We start from the raw sequence: 17,386 nt of genomic DNA on the forward strand, positions 1-17,386 counted from the left end.
CTTAGTGTGCCCAAGGTCGTCGGCCCTTTGCAATCCGCTCATGGCCAGTTCACCACAAGGTCAGGCCAGATGCGTTGCCACTCCTTGGCCCTGACCCGTTCGCTAAAGATACGGCTCTCCTGGCGACAGCGCGGATTGGGGCTCACCACCAGGGACCAGTTGGGGGCAAAGCCGTAGGGGGCCAGCCACTCGAAAGCATCATCTGCCAACAGGCGGACTCCGATGCAGGTGGGTATCTCCACCCAGTGGCTGAGGGCCGAGAGGGAGCTGGCAAAAGGAGGCACCTGCTGGCGCAGATGCATGCGGGCCTGGTTGCGCACCTCCCATAACTGGCCCGGCATCCTGGCGGCGAGCCAGGCTTCGTGATCGGCCTCCTTCAATCCAGTCGGATCAGCGCTGTCCAGATAGATAAGATCGATGTCGTTGAGCGGGGTGGGTTCGGCCTTGTGATGGAGGTGATCCCAGATGAGGTTGCGCACAAACCCCGCCCCCAGGGCCCAGTCGGGCAGGGCCAGCTCCCGCGCAGCCCGGAGGCAATCCATGCGCGGGTGATCAGCTCGCAGCAGGGCCTCGGTGCAGGCCCGCAGGTGCGCCTCCCGCAGCGGCGCGGCTTCAACCGGCATTGCGGCGCAACCAGACGTCGATGTAGCTGCAGCTCGGCACTATGGTGAGCCCCTCAGAGAGGGTCCAGTCGTAGAAGCGGCGGGCCAGCTTGTCGGCAATCCCCTGTCCGCGCAGCTCGGGGGGAACCTGGGTGCTGTAGGCGTCCACCGTGGTGGCGTCCAGCCGGCGATAGGCAAGGCGGGAGAGCTTGCCGTCCACGGTGCAGACAAACTGCTGCTGATCGGCCTGGTGAAGGATGTCGCTCATCGGGAGTCCTCTCTGGGTGAATGGGAAGATCAGAACATGGCGGACAGGGTTTGCCAACGCCATTCTTTGCGCCCATGGCGGGCTCGCTTACACTGGCCGGCCTGCGAATGGTCGCAAGGCAAGGTATAGAACATTGAGAGAGGATGGATCCGTCATGGCCTTCGCCACCCTGGACGAGCTGATAGGCAACACCCCGCTGCTGGCGCTGCGCCGCATCAATCCGCATCCCGGCGTCACCCTGCTGGTGAAGCTGGAGGGCAACAACCCCGCCGGCTCCGTCAAGGACAGGGCGGCGCTGAACCTCATCAGGCAGGCAGAGGCGAGTGGTCACTTAGCGCCAGGAGCCCGGCTCATCGAGGCCACCTCCGGCAATACCGGCATCGCGCTGGCCATGGTGGCGGCGTCCCGGGGTTACCGGATGCGGCTCATCATGCCGAGCAACATGAGCCAGGAGCGGCGCGACGCCATGCAGGCCTACGGCGCCGAGCTGGTGCTGGTGGAAGAGGGCATGGAAGCGGCGCGAGACCTCGCCCTGGCCATGCAGGCGCGGGGGGAAGGGCTGGTGCTCGATCAGTTCAACAACCCCGCCAACCCGGATGCCCACTACCGCTCCACCGGCCCCGAGATCTGGCGCCAGAGCGGCGGGGCGGTCACTCACTTCGTCTCGGCCATGGGCACCACGGGCACCATCATGGGGGTCTCCCGCTACCTCAAGGAGCAGAACCCGGCGGTGGCGGTGATCGGCCTGCAACCGGCCGAGGGGAGCCAGATCCCCGGCATTCGCCGCTGGCCCGAGGCCTACCGGCCCGCCATCTTCGAGCCTGCGCGGGTCGATGGGGTGCTGGATGTGACACTGGAAGAGTCCCTCGTCATGATGCGCCGCCTGGCGCGGGAGGAGGGGATCTGCTGCGGTGTCAGCTCGGGTGGCGCGGTGGCCGGGGCCTTGCGGGTGGCGGCGGAGATCGGGCAGGGGGTGGTGGTGGCGATCATCTGCGATCGGGGGGATCGCTATCTCTCCACCGGGGTCTTCACCCCCGATGTCTGACGGGCAAGGGTCCGTTACTCCCAGGCCCGCTCCAGCAGGGCCAGCAACTGTTCCCTGTCCGCATCCTTGCGGTTGTAGAGCAGGGCGCCGTCGTTGATGGCGAGATCCCGGATCCCGGGCAGCAGCGCCTTGTCGGTGAGGCCCGCCTCCCGCAGGGTGCGGGGCAGCTTGACCGTCTGCCACAGGGTATCGCGCAGTGCCTGCAACGCCTCGATGGTGGCCTGGGGTCTCCCCTCGGCCGGGGTCGCGGCAAAGCGCTCCGGCCCCACCAGGGGCAGCAGCAGGCGGGCGAGCTCGGGGTCGATGCCGGGCCGGTTGTAGTCGAGCACGGTGGGCAGGAAGAGGTTCATACAGAGGCCATGGGGCAGGTGGCAGCGCGCCCCCAGACTGTGGCCGAGGGCGTGCACCAGCCCCACCATGGAGTTGGAAAACGCCATGCCCGCCAAGGTGGAGCCCTCCGCCAGTTGCAGCCGCAGGCCCTTGTCTGTCGGGTGGGCCAGCACCCTGGGCAGAGCGGTGGCAATCTTCTCCACCGCCATCAGGGCCAGGGCGTCACTGACCGGGTTCTTGCCGTTGCCGATGAAGGCCTCGATGGCGTGGGTCATGGCATCCATGGCGGTGGCGGCGGTGATGGGCAGCGGCAGCCCCAGGGTGAAGCGGGGATCCAGCACCGCCAGCCGGGGCAGCAGGAAGGGGGAGGTGAAGGGCACCTTGCGCCCGCTCCCTTCATCCTTGATCACTGCCACCAGGGTCACTTCGGAGCCGGTCCCCGCCGTGGTGGGGACCACCGCCAGGGGGTTGAGGGGACGGGTCAGGCAATCCGCTCCGGCATAGTCGAGCAGCCGCTCGCCCCCCAGGGTCGCCAGTATGTTCACCGCCTTGGCGGTGTCGATGACGGAGCCGCCGCCAAGGGCCAGCAGGCTGTCACAGCCCAGCTCCCGGTAGTGGCGGGCGATCCGCTCCACCACGGCGGTGGAGGAGTCCGCCGGGATCTCGTCCCAGATGGCGGCGACCGGCAACGCCCCTTCGGCCATCACATCGGCCAGCAGGGTGGCGAGCCCGCTGCCGCTGACCCCCTTGTCGGTGAGCAGCAAGGGGCGGCCAGCTCCCAATCCCCTCAGGGCATCCGGCAACTGTTCCAGTGCCTGCTCCCCCGCCATCAGCTTGACCGGGCAGAAAAAATCGTAATAACGGCTCATCCCGTTCTCCTCGTGTTCAACCGGTCAGAAGACCCAGATAGATGTGGCAGGCCCGCGCGAGCTTGCGATGCGGGTCCGGGTAGTGGCGAAGCAGGGGCCGCGCGATGAAGGCGGGCAGGATCAGGCTCTGCAACTGCTCAAGCGCTCGCACCAGGTGCATGGCCGCGTCGAGATCCCCCTCCACCAGCAGCCGGTTTTCGCAAAAGGCCTGGTTGATGCCGAGGCGAAAACTGAGGGCGCGAAAGGCGACGGCGGGGTGCTTGAAGCGCACCCGCAGGGGGTGGGGGCCGTCATGGGCACAGGTCGAATGCGCCCTGCCAGCCTCCTCACCGCAGTGCCAGCGCCCCGCGAACTTGTAGAGACTCAGCCCCCGGGTCATGCCGTTTACCTCGAGCCTGATGGTGAGGCCGTCCGGCAGGGGGGCAAGCTCGCGGCGCACCGCCTCGTCGACCCGGGCGGCGCGGCACAGAGTGCGGCCGATGATCCAGAGCAGGCTGCCAATCCAGAGGCGTCTGCCGGTGGCAAGCAGGGCGTCAGGGCGCATGGGAACCTCCGCTGATGGCGGACCAGAAGAGGGCGAAGGCGCTCTCCTGCCAGTGGGGGTCTTCTCCCAGTTCAGGCTGATCGACAAAGAGGGAGGCGCAGGCCAGAAACTGGCCCTGGCACACCTCCAGCATCAGTGCCGGCGGGGCCGACATCAGCTCGCCGCTGGCCTGGCCCCGGGCGAGCAGGCTCGGCAGAAAATGCAGGGTCTCCGCCAGGATCTGGCTGCGCAGGGGGCGGGCCAGCAGGGGGGAGTGGAAAAAGCCCAGCACGAACCTGAGCTCACGGGGGTGGGCCTGCATCCAGCCCATGGCCTGGTGCCAGTAGTGGCGGGCCTGCTCCTGGAGCGGCAGGGCGGCATCGGCCTCGGTGATGGCGGCGCCAAGGCGCAGCTTGATGTCCTGGTAGAGGCTCTGGATCAGCACCTCCTTGCTGGGAAAGTGATGAAACAGGGTGCCATTGGCCACCCCGGCCGCCTTGGCGATGCGGGCGGTGGCGGCGCCCTGCAGGCCATCCTCCGCGCACAGGGCCAGGGCGGCATCCAGGATCTGGCGGCGTTTGTCGGTCATGGTCTCTCGCATCTCGCCTCCTAGCGCAGGAACAGGGCCATCATCAGCCGCTGGTACCAGCGCCGATAGGGGGGGTGAATGAGGGAGCCTGTGCTGAAGCGTCCGCGGCGCAGCACGGTCTTGGCCTTGGAGAAGGTGAGAAACCCCTCGCGGCCGTGATAGTGGCCCATGCCGGAGGGACCGATGCCGCCGAAGGGGGCATCGTCCGCCGCCACCTGGAACAGACTCTCGTTGATGGCCATGCCTCCGGCGTGGGTCTCCCGGATGAGGCGGCGCTGCAGCGTCTCGTCCAGGCTCATCAGATAGAGCGCCAGGGGGCGGGGCCGGGCCGCCACATAGGCCAGGGCTTCCTCGATGTCGTCATAGGGCACCAGGGGCAGCAGGGGGCCGAAGATCTCCTGCTGCATCACCTGGCAGTGGCCGGGCACCTCGGTCAGCAGGTGGGGCACCAGTCTGCGGGTGGCGTCATCCCGGGCGGGCGTGACGCAGGGGTGGATCTGGGCGCCGGCCTGCCTCGCCTCCTCCAGCCAGGCGGTGAGCCGCTCGTACTGGGGAGCGTTGATGATGGCGCCATAATCCGGGCTCTCGAGCCCTTTGGGGTAGAGGCGGCGAAAATGGGCCTGATAGGCCTCGATGAAGGCCTGCTCCTGCCCCCTCGGCAGCAGTACGTAGTCGGGGGCCACGCAGATCTGGCCGGCGTTGAGGCTCTTGCCGAAGATCATCCGCTCCACCGCCAGGGCCAGGGGCATGTCGGGGGCGATGAGACAGGGGCTCTTGCCGCCGAGCTCCAGGGTGAGGGGGGTGAGCTGGGGGGCGGCCGCGGCCATCACCAGCCGACCCACCGCCGTGGAGCCGGTGAAGATGAGATGGTCGAAGGGGAGGGCGCTGAAAGCGGCCGCGATCCCCGCATCCCCCTCGATGACCACCACCTCGTCACCGCCGAGGGCCTCATCGAGCAGGGTGCGCAGCACGGCGTTGGTGTGAGGGGTGAACTCGGAGAGCTTGATCATGGCGCGGTTGCCGGCGGCGAGGGCGCCGATGAGGGGCCCGAGGCTCAGCATCACCGGGAAATTCCAGGGCACCATGATGCCGACCACGCCGAGGGGCTGATAGTGCACCTCGACCCTGGCGGGGGCCAGCAGCAGGCCGGAATGACGGCGCTCCGGTTTCATCCACCCCTTGAGCCGTTTCAGGGTGTAGTTGATCTGCATGACGCAGGGGAGCACATCGGCGATCAGGCTGTCGTAATCGCTGCGCTGGCCGTAGTCCCGGGCCAGGGCCTGACACAGTGCCTGCTTGTGGCGCAGCAGCCCCTGCTTGAGGGCATCAAGTCTGGCGAGGCGGGACGCCAGATCCGGCATGGGGGTGGCCTGGCTGGCCTGCCTGAGCCGATGCAGTTGCTCGGGGAGGGAGAACTTGTCCGGTGAGGCGGGGGTGACGGTGGTGTCCATGGCATGCTCCGCACGAAAAGTGACCGACTGATTAGTCGGTCCAAATCTAGCGATTCGTTGCCGACTTGTAAACCGGGCGGGGGCAGAGGGTGGCTGCCAGTGGGCGGCGTTGTCCGGAACTGTGTCCGGGCTCCCATTTTTGAGGTATCTGGATTGGTCTTCTATCTAATAAGGGGTAATTGTGGGTCACCAACTCGGAGGGAGAACCGCACATGACCAGGGAATTGCATAGCCTGCTGGCCCGGCTGGATGACGTGATCGCGCGCATGCCGGACAGTTTCAATACCTATGAGTTTGCCCAGAAGCTGGCGCTGCAACATCAGCAGGAGTATTTCGCCGCAGGCCACTCCCTGGCGGGCCAGGAGAAGAACCTGCTGCGCCTGCTCCACGAAAAGATTGCCCTGGCGCTGGCGAGCCATGAGGGCGTCATCGAGGGGGCCCTGCTGCCCTGCATGACCCCCTGGGGGGAGCGTGCCACCTCGCCCCGCTGGCACCGCAAGCACTGACCCGACAACAACATGAAAAGGCCCCTCGGGGCCTTTTCATGTTGGGGGTCACACCTACTGGACCAGCCTGCGGGCCTGCCAGTAGCGGCTGTTCCAGTAGACGTTGTCGAGGCGCGAGCGGATCACGCCCTTGCTGGTGGAGGCGTGGATGAACTCACCTGCCCCGGTGTAGACCCCGACGTGGTACTGCTGCCAGCCGGTCTTGAAGAAGACCAGGTCCCCGTGCTGGAGACGGTATCTGTCCACCGGGCGGCCGAGGCTCGCCTGGGATTCCGTGGTGCGGGGCAGGGTGAAGCCCAGGACCTGGCTGTAGGCGAGCTGGGTGAAGGCGGAGCAGTCGAGACCGGCGCGGCTGGTACCGCCCATGCGATAGGGCACGCCGCGCCACTGCTGATAGAAGTTGTCGAATGCGCCGCTCTGGCGCACGGGAGGGGGAGGCTCCGGCGTGCTGGAGCAGGCGGCGACAAGCAGGGCCAGCAGGGGCAGCAGCAAGGTGCGAAACATCTCAACTCCTTGATAGGGCACGGGGTTCATCATAGACGATGATCCTGCCTGGAACCTGAATGAAAACGGCATTGAGGAGTGGCCGCCTGTGAGGGCAGCCACTGGATCACCCCGCCGGTTTAGGGGTAATGAGCGGCGTCAGCAGCTCGGCAATCTTGTAGAAGGTCTGTACCCGCGTGGTGCTGGGGCGCCACACCAGGCCTATCTCCCGATAGGGTTTCTCCCCGGGCAGAGGAATGGCCACCAGGTCCGTGTTGTCGAGGATGCCCGCATCTATGGCCATCTGGGGCAGGAAGGTGGTGCCAAGACCGGCCCCCACCATCTGCACCAGGGTGTGCAGACTGGTGGCGGCGAAGGGGTTGATCTTGCTCTTGTCCCGCAGCCGACAGGCGCTCACCGCGTGCTCCGTCAGGCAGTGCTCCCGCTCCAGCAGGAAGATGCTCTGGTTGGGCAGCTCCTTGTAGTCGAACGGCATGTGCAGGCCCGCCGCCATGTGGGAGGGCATCACCATGTGGAAGGGATCCTGGCCGACGGTCTTGCTGTGGAAGCCGCCGATCTCCACCGGCAGCGCCAAGATCAGCAGATCGAGCTGCCCCTGCTCCAGCTGCTTGAGCAGATTGGTGGTGGTGTCTTCCCGCAGCAGCAGCTCCAGATCCGGATAGGCCTTGCCGCACACCTGCAGCAGCTTGCTCAGCAGGAAGGGGGCGATAGTGGGGATGCAGCCCAGGCGTACCGTGCCGTGCATAACGCCCCCCTGCTGCTGCCCCAGCTCCATCAGATCCCGGGCGTCGGAGAGCAGGTTGCGCGCCCGCGCCACGATCTCCATGCCGACCGGCGTCATGATGAAGCTCTTGTGATCCCGCTCCACCAGTTGCAGGTTCATCATGTCCTCCAGGGTCTGGATCCCGGTACTCAGGGTCGACTGGCTGACATGGCAGGCCTTGGCGGCGCGGTTGAAATTCTTGTGCTCGTCCAGAGCGACCAGATACTGGAGCTGCTTCAGGCTGGGCCAACGTTGCATAGGAGAAACCCGATCGATGCTATCTATTTGATTTGATTAATCTACCATCGAGAAGCCCCGTTGTCGTCGACAAATCGGTGCCCCCTGGCAGGCGCACTGCTTCACACACATGGGGTGGCCTGCGCCGATGGGCAGGCCACCCCTCATTGGTCAGGAGCTTATCCCCTTGTGCCGCGCCATTGAAGGGGTGCCGCCATGGGATGTGACGGGGATCGGCCTTCGGGCGGGGCGCCCTGCGCGCAGGAGCGGCCATAAAAAAACGCGCCGGTGGGCGCGTTTTTGCAGAAGGGGGGCGGACTATTCGTCGAAGATACCGAAGTGATCCTTGGCGAAGTTGACCCGCTGCTCCACGTTCATCTTGACCTGACCCAGCTTCTCGATGGTCTTGAGGTTGGGCACCAGGCCGCGACCGTTGGCGATCTGGATGGCAAGGCCCGGACGGGCGTTGAGCTCCAGCAGCATGGGGCCGCGGAACTTGTCCAGCACCATGTCGGTCCCGATGTAGCCAAGACCGGACATCTCGTAGCAGGAGGCCGCCAGGTTGAGCAGGGTGTCCCAGTGAGGCACCTTCAGATCATAGAGATCCAGGCCGGTGTCCGGGTGGTGGCGCAGCGGGTTGCCAAACTGCACCGCCCGCAGGGCGCGGCCGGTGCGCAGGCACAGGCCCACCCCCACGGCGCCCTGGTGCAGGTTCGCCTTGCCATCGGAAGCCGAGGTCGAGAGGCGCATCATGGCCATCACCGGGAACCCCTTGAAGATGATCACCCGGGCATCGGGGACCCCTTCGAAGGAGTAGCCGTCGAACACGTCGTCGAAGTTGATGAGGCCTTCGACCAGCGCCACGTCGGGCTTGCCGCCGAGGGAATAGAGCCCCGCCAGGATGTTGGAGACATGGCGCTCCAGATCCTGGCCGTTGGCGGCGCTGCCGTTGGGCTTGTAGAAGAGGCCGTCCTCCTGGCGCAGGATCACTAGGATCCCCTTGCCGCCGGAGCCGCGGGCCGGCTTGATGCAGAAGCCCGGCCAGTCCTTCACCAACTCGGTGATGCGAGTCACGTCGTGCTGCTCGCGGATGGTGCCGATGAGTTCAGGCACCGTCACCCCCGCATCCAGCGCGATGCGCTTGGTCTTGAGCTTGTCATCCACCAGCGGATAGAGGCGGCGCGGGTTGTAGCGGCTGATGTAGGAGTGGTTGCGCTTGTTCATGCCGAGGATGCCTGCCTGGGACAGGCTCCACGGACTGGTGTATTTCTGCCAGAACCACATCTGTTACTTGTCCTTACCCGGGGTGGCACCAGACTTCATCTCGTCCACCAGCGGCTTGAAGCGCTTGAGCTCGCTCAACTTGTAGCCGGTGTAGTTACCCATCAACAGCACGGTCGCCATCAGCACCAGCTGCAGGCCGAGGAAGTTGAAGGTGAGGTGACGAATGAGCTCGTTGTCCATGGCCAGGTAGGCGATGACCGCCACCAGCAGGGAGCCGCCGCCCTGGCGGAACACCTCTTTGGGACCCTCTTCTTCCCACAGGATGGACATGCGCTCGATGGTCCAGGAGAGGATGATCATCGGGAAGAAGGTGATCTTCATGCCGTCGGTCAGCCCCAGCTTGAAGGCGAACGCAGAGAAGATGCCGATCATCGAGATCACCATGATGATGATCGCCGATATTCGGGCGACCAGCAGCAGGTTGAGCCTCGAGAGGTAGGAGCGGATCACCAGGCCGGTGCCGACGATCAGCAGGAAGCCGATGAGGCCGGTGACCAGCGAGGTCTGGATGAAGGCGACCGCGATCAGCACCGGCATGAAGGTGCCGGAGGTCTTGATCCCCACGATGACCCGCAGGAACACCACCATCAGCACGCCGATGGGGATGAGCAGCAGACCCTTGAACAGGGCTTGCTCTTCCAGGGGCAGGCTGTGGATGGAGAAGTTCATCATCTCGGATTTTTCGAACTTCTGGGCCAGGGCCACGTTGACCGGTTGCTCCTGCTCGATCATCGAGAAGGTGACGCGGGAGTTGTGACCGCCGGTGACGTCCAGGAGGGCGCCGGAGTTGTACTCCCACAGCAGCAGGTTGGCCGGTTGACCCTGTTCACCGCTTTGCGGGTTGAACAGCTTGTAGTCGGTCGGGCTGTTGAAGACCTGCAGGTAATCCACCAGCTCCTGACGGCGACGGCCATCTTCCAGGCTGAGGGCGTGGACCACCCGGGCCGGGACGTCCGCGTTGTTGAGCAGCTCGGCAATCAGATTGGCGCGGCTCTTGTGGGACTTGAGCAGCTCGGCATTCTGTTCCTGCTTCTCGATCTCCTTGATGATCTCGCGGGTCAGGGTGTAGCCGTCGGCGGAGCGCTCCTGGGCGCGCTCCAGGATCTGCTTCATGGCCGTGGCGTAGGGCTCGCTCTCGATCTGCTTCTCGATGGCGGGCGGCTGCGGGTTGGCGGCGGGCTTGGCATGGGCATCGGCCATCATGTCGACCCGGTAGTAGAGCTCCTGACGGCCGGAGGCGGTGCGGATGGACCACTCGGCGCGGGCATCCCCGTCTTTTTCCACGAACGACAGGCCATAGCCCGGGCTCGCGGCGTTCTCGTTCATCAGGGTGAAGCCGGGCTGGGTGCCCGGAATGGCCAGGGAGGCGATCACCGGCTCGCCGGTGGCCTCGAACTCGAGCTTGGCTTCGATGGACCAGATCTGGCGCTTTTCACCCGGCGTGAGCGGGACGTCCAGCGCGATGTGATGATAGAAGGTCATCCCCAGGCCGACGATGTAGAGCAGGGCGACCAGCAGATAGAACGGCTTACGGGAAACCATGGATTATTTCACATCCTTGAGCTTGGGTTTGGGTTGGATATATTCGCGGGCCACGTCGACCACGGCGATGTCTTTGAGGAATTCACGGCCCAGCAGCACGGGGAAGGTCATGTCGCTGCGGTCCTTCAGGGTAAATTCGGCCTTCTCGGTCATGTCGCCGATGCGCACGGCGAGGCGGACCACGGGGCGACGGTCGAGATCGTCGGCGGAAGCCTGACGGACCCGCACGTGACGCACCAGGGGGGCTTCAATCTGGATCTTGTCGTCCATCTCCTGGTGGCTCAGGAAGAAGCGCACCCAGTTCTTGCCGTTGCGCTCGAAGATGGTGATCTCCTGGGCGCTGATGGAGGAGGTGGTGGCGCCGGTGTCGACCCGGGCCTGGAAGGCGTCGTTGGCGGCGTCAACCCAGATCCACTCCGCTTCACCCACCAGCAGCTTGCCATCGACGGTGTGGCCCTGGCTCGGCGCCGGGCACTTCTCGGTGGGAATGGGCATGGCCTTGGGCGGCTCGGGAGGCAGGGTAGCCAGCTTGCTGTCGACTTTCTTCACGGACTCTTTCATGTTGGTGACATCGGTGTTGAGCTGAACCAGCAGGTGCTGTTGCTGCACATACTGCTTCTGTTGCTGTTCCATGGATGTTTGCAGACGTTGCTCGCTCAACGAGATCTCGTTGCGCAGCTCGGCCAGCGTCAGGGTCGGGGCCGGGGGGGCTTTTTCCATACTGACACACCCGCCGAGACTGAGCAGGGAGAGCAGGGTCATTCCTTTTAATTTGCTTTTCATGTCATTCATTTAACTGTGCTTCCTGGAATTGGGTCAGTGTAACTTCCACAGCCGCCATCGGCTAGTCTTTGGCCTTTCTGGCGATCAGTACGGCACGTTTGGGTGCCGGGTATCCTTCGACCGTGAGTGCAGGATTGTGTGGATCCAGATAGTCACTCAGGGACTCGTTAATCATCCAGTCGGTACGACGCTGTTCGTCGGTGCTGGTCATATTCTCGTCGACGATGCGCACATCGGTGAACCCGCAGCGCTCGACCCAGCGTGTGAGGGCCGCGCTCGAGGGGAGGAACCAGACGTTGCGCATCTTGCCGTAGCGATCGGAGGGCATCAGCACCTGGTTTTCGTCGCCGTCCACCACCAGGGTCTCGAGCACCAGCTCCCCATCGTCTTTGAGCTGGTTGCGCAACTGCTCGATGTGCTCGATGGGGGACTTGCGATGATAGAGCACCCCCATGGAGAAGACGGTGTCAAAGGCCCGCAGATCCGGCAGCTCCTGGATACCGAGCGGCAGCAGGTGGGCGCGCTGGTCGTTGTCCATGAAGTGGCGAATGGCTTCGAACTGGCAGAGGAACAGCGGGCTCGGGTCGATGCCGACCGCCAGTTTCGCCCCTTCCCCCACCATGCGCCAGAGGTGGTAGCCGCTGCCGCAGCCCACGTCCAGCACGTAGCGGCCCTGGAGCGGGCTGATGTGGGGCAGCACCCGATCCCACTTCCAGTCGGAGCGCCACTCGGTGTCGATGTGGATGCCGTGCACATGGAAGGGGCCCTTGCGCCAGGGCATGAGCTGGCGCAGCAGGCTCTCGGTCTTCTTGCGCTCACCCTCTCCCAGGCTATCGGGGCCGCCGATGGCGACCCGCTCTTTGAGCTCGATCCGGCCGGGGGCCACGACGGGCAGCTTGGCGAGGGCGCGGTTCCAGCGCGGCAGATCCCCGTGCAGGTTGTCGTGCTGCCAGGCGTGCAGCTGGGCGGGCAGGGTGTGCAGCCAGTGGCTCAACCGGTTCTTGGCGATCAGTTGATAAAAATGGGCGAAATCGATCATGGCTTAGTTGGTGTCGCTGGCTTTGATGGCAATCATGGAGCCGAAGTTGAAGCACTGGAACCAGAGGTCCAGGTGGGTGAAGCCGGCGTCCCGCAGGCGCGCCTGATGGACCGCCAGGGTGTCGGTGCGCATCACGTTCTCAAGGGCGGTGCGCTTCTGGCTGATTTCCAGCTCGCTGTAGCCGTTGGCCCGCTTGAAGTCGAGGTGCAAGTCGATGAGCAGCTCGTTGACCTGCTCGTCATCGAAGCGGAACTTCTCGCTCAGGATGAGGATGCCGCCGGGGCGCAGGCCGTCAAAGATGCGCGCGATGAGGGCGGCCCGCTTCTCGGGGGCGACGAACTGCAGGGTGAAGTTGAGCACCACCACGGAGGCGTTCTCGATGGGGATGTCGCAGATGTCCGCCTCCACCAGCTCCACCGGCACCTCGGACTTGAAGCCCGAGAGGTGAGCGCGGGCCCGCTCGATCATGGGGTGGGAGAGATCCACCGCCGTGATCTGGCAGCCGGGCTGGGTGACGTGGCGGCGCATGGCCTGGGTCGCGGCGCCGAGGGAGCAGCCGAGATCGTAGAGGCGGCTCTGGGGCTGGGCGTAGCGGGCGGCCATCATGCCGATGGCGGAGATGATGTTGCTGTAACCGGGCACCGAGCGCTGGATCATGTCGGGGAAGACGTCGACGACCTGCTCGTCAAAGCAGAAGTCTCCCAGACGGGCGATGGGGGCGGCAAAAATCTGATCGTGCATGCTGACGCAACCTGACAGCCGGTGTGGTGGGCGGCTGTTTTATTCAATTGAATCTTGGGTGGACGGGCATCGAAATGGCGTCGTCACCGGTTGACGAACGGGGTGGCTTGCTCCGGGATCCTTCGGGCTGCCCCTGTTCGCAACGGGCCATGGTCCGGGCCCTCAGGGTGCCGGGCTGGGGTGGGCAACGCATTGCCATGCACCCAGGCCCGGGACCTTACTTGGGGCGCTAGTGTAGAGGAAAGGCGGGCGTTTGTCTTGACGCCAACCCCGGTGGGACCACAAAAAAAGCGGCTTTTTTTGGGGATGGAGAAGGGGCGGGGAGGGGGCCGCTCAAAAGGGCAGCACCCCCTGGCGGGCGCGATCGTTTTCTCCCGGCCAGGGGGCCATCTCCTGGCCGAGCAGGCGGCTGATCTGCCGTGCGAGTTCGGGGGCCCGGGCATTGTCGGCGGTGTGAACAAAGAGGTAGAGATCCTTGCCCTCCTGGAGCCATTGTTTCCAATGTGGCAACCATGGTGGCAAAAATGGGTGATTGTCCTCGATTTGAGGCAAACCAATCAGGCGCACCACCGGGGCACCCCCCGTGGCCAGCAGATGGACCGGCAACCTGGGTTTCTTGCCCTGGGCATCGATCATGGCGGCCGTGGTGGCGGGCACCGAGAAGAGCGGGCGGCTGTCGAGCATGATGCGATTGATGCCCCGCGCCATCAGCATCCGGTTGAGGGCCCGTTCCGCCTCCCCCTTGGCGAAGAAATCGGGGTGGCGCACCTCGAGGGCATAGGTGAAATCCTGGGGCAGCCGCGCGAAGAAGGCATCCAGACGGGCCAGCCCCTCTGGCCCGAAGCGGGCGGGCAGTTGCAGCTTGAGTAGCCCCAGCTTGTCATGCAGGGGGGCCAGCAGGCGGATGAAGGCCGTCACCTGTTTGTCCGCGCTCACCAGATCGCTCTGGTGGCTGATCTCCTTGGGAAACTTGAAGCTGAAGCGAAAGTGGTCGGGGACCGCATCGGCCCAGCGCTGCACCGTCTCCGGGGTCGGCGAGGCGTAGAAGGTGGTGTTGCCCTCCACAGAGTTGAACACCCGGGCATAGTCGGCGAGGTGCTCGGCGGGCCTGGCATTCATCCCCAGCAACTGGCCGGGCCAGGCCGGGTGTGACCACTGGGGCAGGCCCAAATAGAGGCTCATGATGGTTCCTGTCGGCAGGTTGGCGCACTTTTGCCCTCCTTTTTGCGCCAGAACAACAAAAAACAGGGTAAAGGGGGCTGCGGGCCATTTTACCCAAATGGAGGTTTTCCTCTATAATGCCAACCCTTTTGTTTGCCACATTGTCGTAATGCGCGCGACCGAGCCCCCGGGTGACGATGATCGCGGCCCGGCAGTGGCCAGACAACGACGCCAGCCGATACCCCGGCGCCCACTCGTCATCCCGGTCGGGAGCGGGGGCATGCCTGGGACGGCGGCAAGAATCCGGCTCGGGGAGCCGGATGACCCGAGACAGATTTCAAACCGGGCAAGAAGCAGGATCTGGCCAGCTGTGAGACAGACGGTGCTTGCCAGTCGTGCCCGGCGACCCAGGATGAACCGTCTCTCTACCATTTCGAAGGAAGAAGTCCATGCGCTCTATCTATTGCGGACAGGTCAATGAGGCCCATGCCGGGCAGACCATTACATTGTGCGGTTGGGTCCATCGTCGTCGTGATCTCGGCGGCCTCATCTTTATCGACATGCGCGACCGCGAGGGCATCGTGCAGGTGTTCTTCGATCCGGACAAGCCGGACGCCTTTGCCCTGGCCTCCGAGCTGCGCGGCGAGTTCTGCATCCAGGTGACCGGCGTGGTGCGTACCCGCCCCGACTCCCAGCGCAACAGCGACATGGCCACCGGTGCCATCGAGGTGTTCGCCCACGAGCTGACCATCATCAACCGTGCCGAGCCGCTGCCCCTTGACTTCAACCAGGTCAACAGCGAAGAGGTGAGCCTCAAGTACCGCTACCTGGACCTGCGTCGTCCCGAGATGGCCAAGTACCTGAAGACCCGTGCCAAGGCCAGTGCCTTCGTGCGCCGCTTCATGGACGAGCACGGCTTCCTCGACATCGAGACCCCGATGCTGACCAAGGCGACCCCGGAAGGGGCCCGTGACTACCTGGTGCCGAGCCGCGTGCACAAGGGCAAGTTCTACGCCCTGCCGCAGTCCCCCCAGCTGTTCAAGCAGTTGCTGATGATGTCCGGCTTCGACCGCTACTACCAGATCGTCAAGTGCTTCCGCGACGAAGACCTGCGTGCCGACCGCCAGCCGGAATTCACCCAGATCGACGTGGAGACCTCCTTCATGACCGCGCCCCAGGTGCGTGAAATCATGGAAGAGATGATCCGCAAGCTCTGGCTGCACATCCTGAACGTGGACCTGGGTGACTTCCCCATCATGACCTTCGACGAAGCCATGCGCCGCTTCGGCTCCGACAAGCCGGACCTGCGCCTGCCGATGGAGCTGGTGGACGTGGCAGATCTCTTGACCGAGGTGGAGTTCGCCGTGTTCGCCGGTCCTGCCAAGGATCCGAAAGGCCGTGTGGCGGCCCTGAAGGTACCGGGCGGCGCGGAGCTGTCTCGCAAGCAGATCGACGAGTACACCAAGTTCGTCGGCATCTACGGTGCCAAGGGCCTGGCCTGGATGAAGGTCAACGAAGCCGGGAGCGGCCTCGAAGGGGTGCAGTCCCCGGTGGCCAAGTTCCTCTCTGACGCCATCGTGCGCGAGATCCTGGCCCGCACCGGCGCGATGGATGGCGACATCATCTTCTTCGGCGCCGACTCCAAGAAAGTGGTGTGCGATGCCATGGGCGCCCTGCGCCTGAAGGTGGGCCGCGATCTGGGTCTGGTGGAGAACGTCTGGAAGCCCCTGTGGGTCATCGACTTCCCCATGTTCGAAGAAGATGGCGAAGGCGGCCTGGCGGCCATGCACCACCCCTTCACCGCCCCGAGCAACCTGGGCCCGGCCGAGCTGAAAGCGAACCCGGTGGGCGCTTACGCCAACGCCTACGACATGGTGATCAACGGTTACGAAGTGGGTGGCGGCTCTGTGCGTATCCACAACAGCGAGATGCAGTCCACCGTGTTCGACATCCTGGGGATCACCCCGGACGAGCAGCGCCTGAAGTTCGGCTTCCTGCTGGATGCCCTGAAATACGGCACCCCGCCCCACGCCGGCCTGGCCTTCGGTCTGGACCGCCTCAGCATGCTGCTGACCGGCACCGACAACATCCGGGATGTCATCGCCTTCCCGAAAACCACGGCGGCCGCCTGTCTGATGACAGACGCCCCGAGCTTTGCCAACCCGGCCCAACTGGGCGAGCTGGCGATTGCGACCACCGTCAAGGGTGACGAATAAGCCGTTATCGGCAACAAAGGCCGCAGCGATGCGGCCTTTCCCGTTTCCCCCTGGGCGCAACCAGTGTTACTGAAATTTCCAACTATAACGGAGAGTCCCTATGGCAGGTCACAGTAAATGGGCCAACATCAAACACCGCAAGGCGGCGCAAGACGCCAAGCGCGGCAAGATCTTCACCAAGCTGATCCGCGAAATCACCACCTCCGCGCGTCTGGGTGATGCCGATCCTGCCAACAACCCCCGCCTGCGTGCAGCGGTGGCGGCAGCCCTGACCAGCAACATGACCCGCGACACCATCAACCGCGCCATCGCCCGTGGGGCCGGCGGCGGTGACGGCGAGCAGCTCGAGACCATCGTGTACGAAGGGTACGGCCCGGCCGGTTCCGCCGTCATGGTGGAGTGCCTGACCGACAACCGCAACCGTACCGTGGCCGAAGTGCGTCACGCCTTCAGCAAGTGCGGCGGCAACCTGGGGACCGACGGCTCCGTGGCCTATCTGTTCACCAAGAAGGGGGTGCTGACCTTCGTGGGCGCCGATGAAGACGCTCTGATGGACGCCGCGCTGGAAGCCGGTGCCGACGACGTGGTGACCGAAGAAGATGGCACCATCGAGGTCTACACCACCCCGAACGACTTCGGCACCGTGCTGGACGGTCTGGAAGCCGCCGGCTTCAAGCCCGAGAGCGCCGAAGTGACCATGATCCCCTCCACCGAGGCGGAACTGGATGCCGAGACCGCGCCCAAGCTGATGCGCCTCATCGACATGCTGGAAGATCTGGACGACGTGCAGGAGGTGTACCACAACGGCTCCATCTCCGACGAGATCGCCGCGACCCTGTGATCCCCCAGGGCAAGGGGAGGGCGACCACAACGGTCCTCTTCCCCGGCTCCGACGAGATTGCCGCGACCCTGTGATCCCCCAGAGCAAAGGGG

18 protein-coding genes are annotated in these 17,386 nt (G+C 64.8%); 4 read left to right on the forward strand and 14 right to left on the reverse strand.

Going from position 1 to position 17,386, the window contains the following annotated elements:
- Positions 1-38 precede the first annotated feature (38 nt).
- Together MUW49_RS02400 and MUW49_RS02405 are read right to left on the reverse strand one after the other, a co-directional pair.
- On the reverse strand, positions 39-623 hold the full coding sequence (locus MUW49_RS02400) for a nucleotidyltransferase family protein (RefSeq protein ID WP_103243449.1): 585 nt from the start codon (positions 621-623) through the stop codon (positions 39-41).
- A complete protein-coding gene (locus MUW49_RS02405) occupies positions 613-870 on the reverse strand; it encodes a GNAT family N-acetyltransferase (protein ID WP_041212700.1) in 258 nt (85 codons plus the stop codon). Before MUW49_RS02405 ends, MUW49_RS02400 begins: the two co-directional genes overlap by 11 nt.
- A 154-nt stretch (positions 871-1,024) precedes the next feature.
- On the opposite strand from MUW49_RS02405, the gene cysM reads away from it, so the two are divergent.
- Positions 1,025-1,915, forward strand: a complete 891-nt coding sequence (gene cysM, locus MUW49_RS02410) for a cysteine synthase CysM (protein ID WP_039039854.1) — start codon at positions 1,025-1,027, stop codon at positions 1,913-1,915.
- Between the two features lie 14 nt (positions 1,916-1,929).
- On the opposite strand, the gene MUW49_RS02415 is transcribed toward cysM, so the two are convergent.
- Genes MUW49_RS02415 through MUW49_RS02430 form a run of 4 tightly spaced genes read right to left on the reverse strand, consistent with a single transcriptional unit; the run spans position 1,930 to position 5,677 of the window.
- Positions 1,930-3,114, reverse strand: coding sequence for an iron-containing alcohol dehydrogenase (locus MUW49_RS02415; protein WP_111896656.1), 1,185 nt, complete (start codon positions 3,112-3,114; stop codon positions 1,930-1,932).
- A 16-nt stretch (positions 3,115-3,130) separates the two neighbouring features.
- Positions 3,131-3,658, reverse strand: a complete 528-nt coding sequence (locus MUW49_RS02420) for a hypothetical protein (RefSeq protein ID WP_041212703.1) — start codon at positions 3,656-3,658, stop codon at positions 3,131-3,133.
- Positions 3,648-4,238: a TetR/AcrR family transcriptional regulator gene (locus tag MUW49_RS02425; protein ID WP_043155215.1), complete on the reverse strand. Its 591-nt coding sequence runs from the start codon at positions 4,236-4,238 to the stop codon at positions 3,648-3,650. Before MUW49_RS02425 ends, MUW49_RS02420 begins: the two co-directional genes overlap by 11 nt.
- A gap of 8 nt (positions 4,239-4,246) precedes the next feature.
- The gene (locus MUW49_RS02430; RefSeq protein ID WP_103243444.1) at positions 4,247-5,677 is read right to left on the reverse strand and encodes a coniferyl aldehyde dehydrogenase; all 1,431 of its coding nucleotides are present in this window, start codon (positions 5,675-5,677) and stop codon (positions 4,247-4,249) included.
- A gap of 212 nt (positions 5,678-5,889) precedes the next feature.
- Between MUW49_RS02430 and MUW49_RS02435 the strand changes: the two genes are divergently transcribed.
- A complete protein-coding gene (locus MUW49_RS02435) occupies positions 5,890-6,183 on the forward strand; it encodes a hypothetical protein (protein WP_010674084.1) in 294 nt (97 codons plus the stop codon).
- A gap of 54 nt (positions 6,184-6,237) precedes the next feature.
- On the opposite strand, the gene MUW49_RS02440 is transcribed toward MUW49_RS02435, so the two are convergent.
- From MUW49_RS02440 to MUW49_RS02475, 8 genes are all read right to left on the reverse strand, one after another.
- The gene (locus tag MUW49_RS02440) at positions 6,238-6,687 is read right to left on the reverse strand and encodes an NlpC/P60 family protein (protein WP_201955849.1); all 450 of its coding nucleotides are present in this window, start codon (positions 6,685-6,687) and stop codon (positions 6,238-6,240) included.
- 106 nt (positions 6,688-6,793) lie between these two features.
- Positions 6,794-7,708 (reverse strand): hydrogen peroxide-inducible genes activator, encoded by a 915-nt coding sequence (locus MUW49_RS02445; RefSeq protein ID WP_010674086.1) that lies wholly within the window; start codon positions 7,706-7,708, stop codon positions 6,794-6,796.
- Positions 7,709-8,005: 297 nt separating this feature from the next.
- Complete coding sequence (locus MUW49_RS02450) at positions 8,006-8,971, reverse strand: alpha-L-glutamate ligase-like protein (RefSeq protein ID WP_039039849.1); 966 nt, start codon at positions 8,969-8,971, stop codon at positions 8,006-8,008.
- 3 nt (positions 8,972-8,974) lie between these two features.
- Positions 8,975-10,513 (reverse strand): inactive transglutaminase family protein, encoded by a 1,539-nt coding sequence (locus MUW49_RS02455; protein WP_010674088.1) that lies wholly within the window; start codon positions 10,511-10,513, stop codon positions 8,975-8,977.
- A gap of 3 nt (positions 10,514-10,516) precedes the next feature.
- Positions 10,517-11,275, reverse strand: a complete 759-nt coding sequence (locus MUW49_RS02460; protein ID WP_010674089.1) for an ATP-dependent zinc protease — start codon at positions 11,273-11,275, stop codon at positions 10,517-10,519.
- 82 nt (positions 11,276-11,357) lie between these two features.
- Positions 11,358-12,335, reverse strand: coding sequence for a tRNA 5-methoxyuridine(34)/uridine 5-oxyacetic acid(34) synthase CmoB (gene cmoB / locus MUW49_RS02465; RefSeq protein WP_161469606.1), 978 nt, complete (start codon positions 12,333-12,335; stop codon positions 11,358-11,360).
- 3 nt (positions 12,336-12,338) lie between these two features.
- Positions 12,339-13,076: a carboxy-S-adenosyl-L-methionine synthase CmoA gene (gene cmoA / locus MUW49_RS02470; RefSeq protein ID WP_010674091.1), complete on the reverse strand. Its 738-nt coding sequence runs from the start codon at positions 13,074-13,076 to the stop codon at positions 12,339-12,341.
- Positions 13,077-13,409: 333 nt separating this feature from the next.
- Complete coding sequence (locus MUW49_RS02475; protein WP_010674092.1) at positions 13,410-14,258, reverse strand: DUF72 domain-containing protein; 849 nt, start codon at positions 14,256-14,258, stop codon at positions 13,410-13,412.
- A gap of 428 nt (positions 14,259-14,686) precedes the next feature.
- Between MUW49_RS02475 and aspS the strand changes: the two genes are divergently transcribed.
- Positions 14,687-16,453 carry an aspartate--tRNA ligase gene (gene aspS / locus MUW49_RS02480; RefSeq protein ID WP_045525291.1) on the forward strand — a complete coding sequence of 589 codons (1,767 nt, stop codon included), beginning with the start codon at positions 14,687-14,689 and terminating at the stop codon, positions 16,451-16,453.
- A 100-nt stretch (positions 16,454-16,553) separates the two neighbouring features.
- Positions 16,554-17,294, forward strand: coding sequence for a YebC/PmpR family DNA-binding transcriptional regulator (locus MUW49_RS02485; RefSeq protein ID WP_010674094.1), 741 nt, complete (start codon positions 16,554-16,556; stop codon positions 17,292-17,294).
- Positions 17,295-17,386: the final 92 nt, after the last annotated feature.

Source organism: Aeromonas sp. LsrichE-8G (assembly GCF_022869435.1).
Lineage (GTDB): Bacteria > Pseudomonadota > Gammaproteobacteria > Enterobacterales > Aeromonadaceae > Aeromonas > Aeromonas caviae.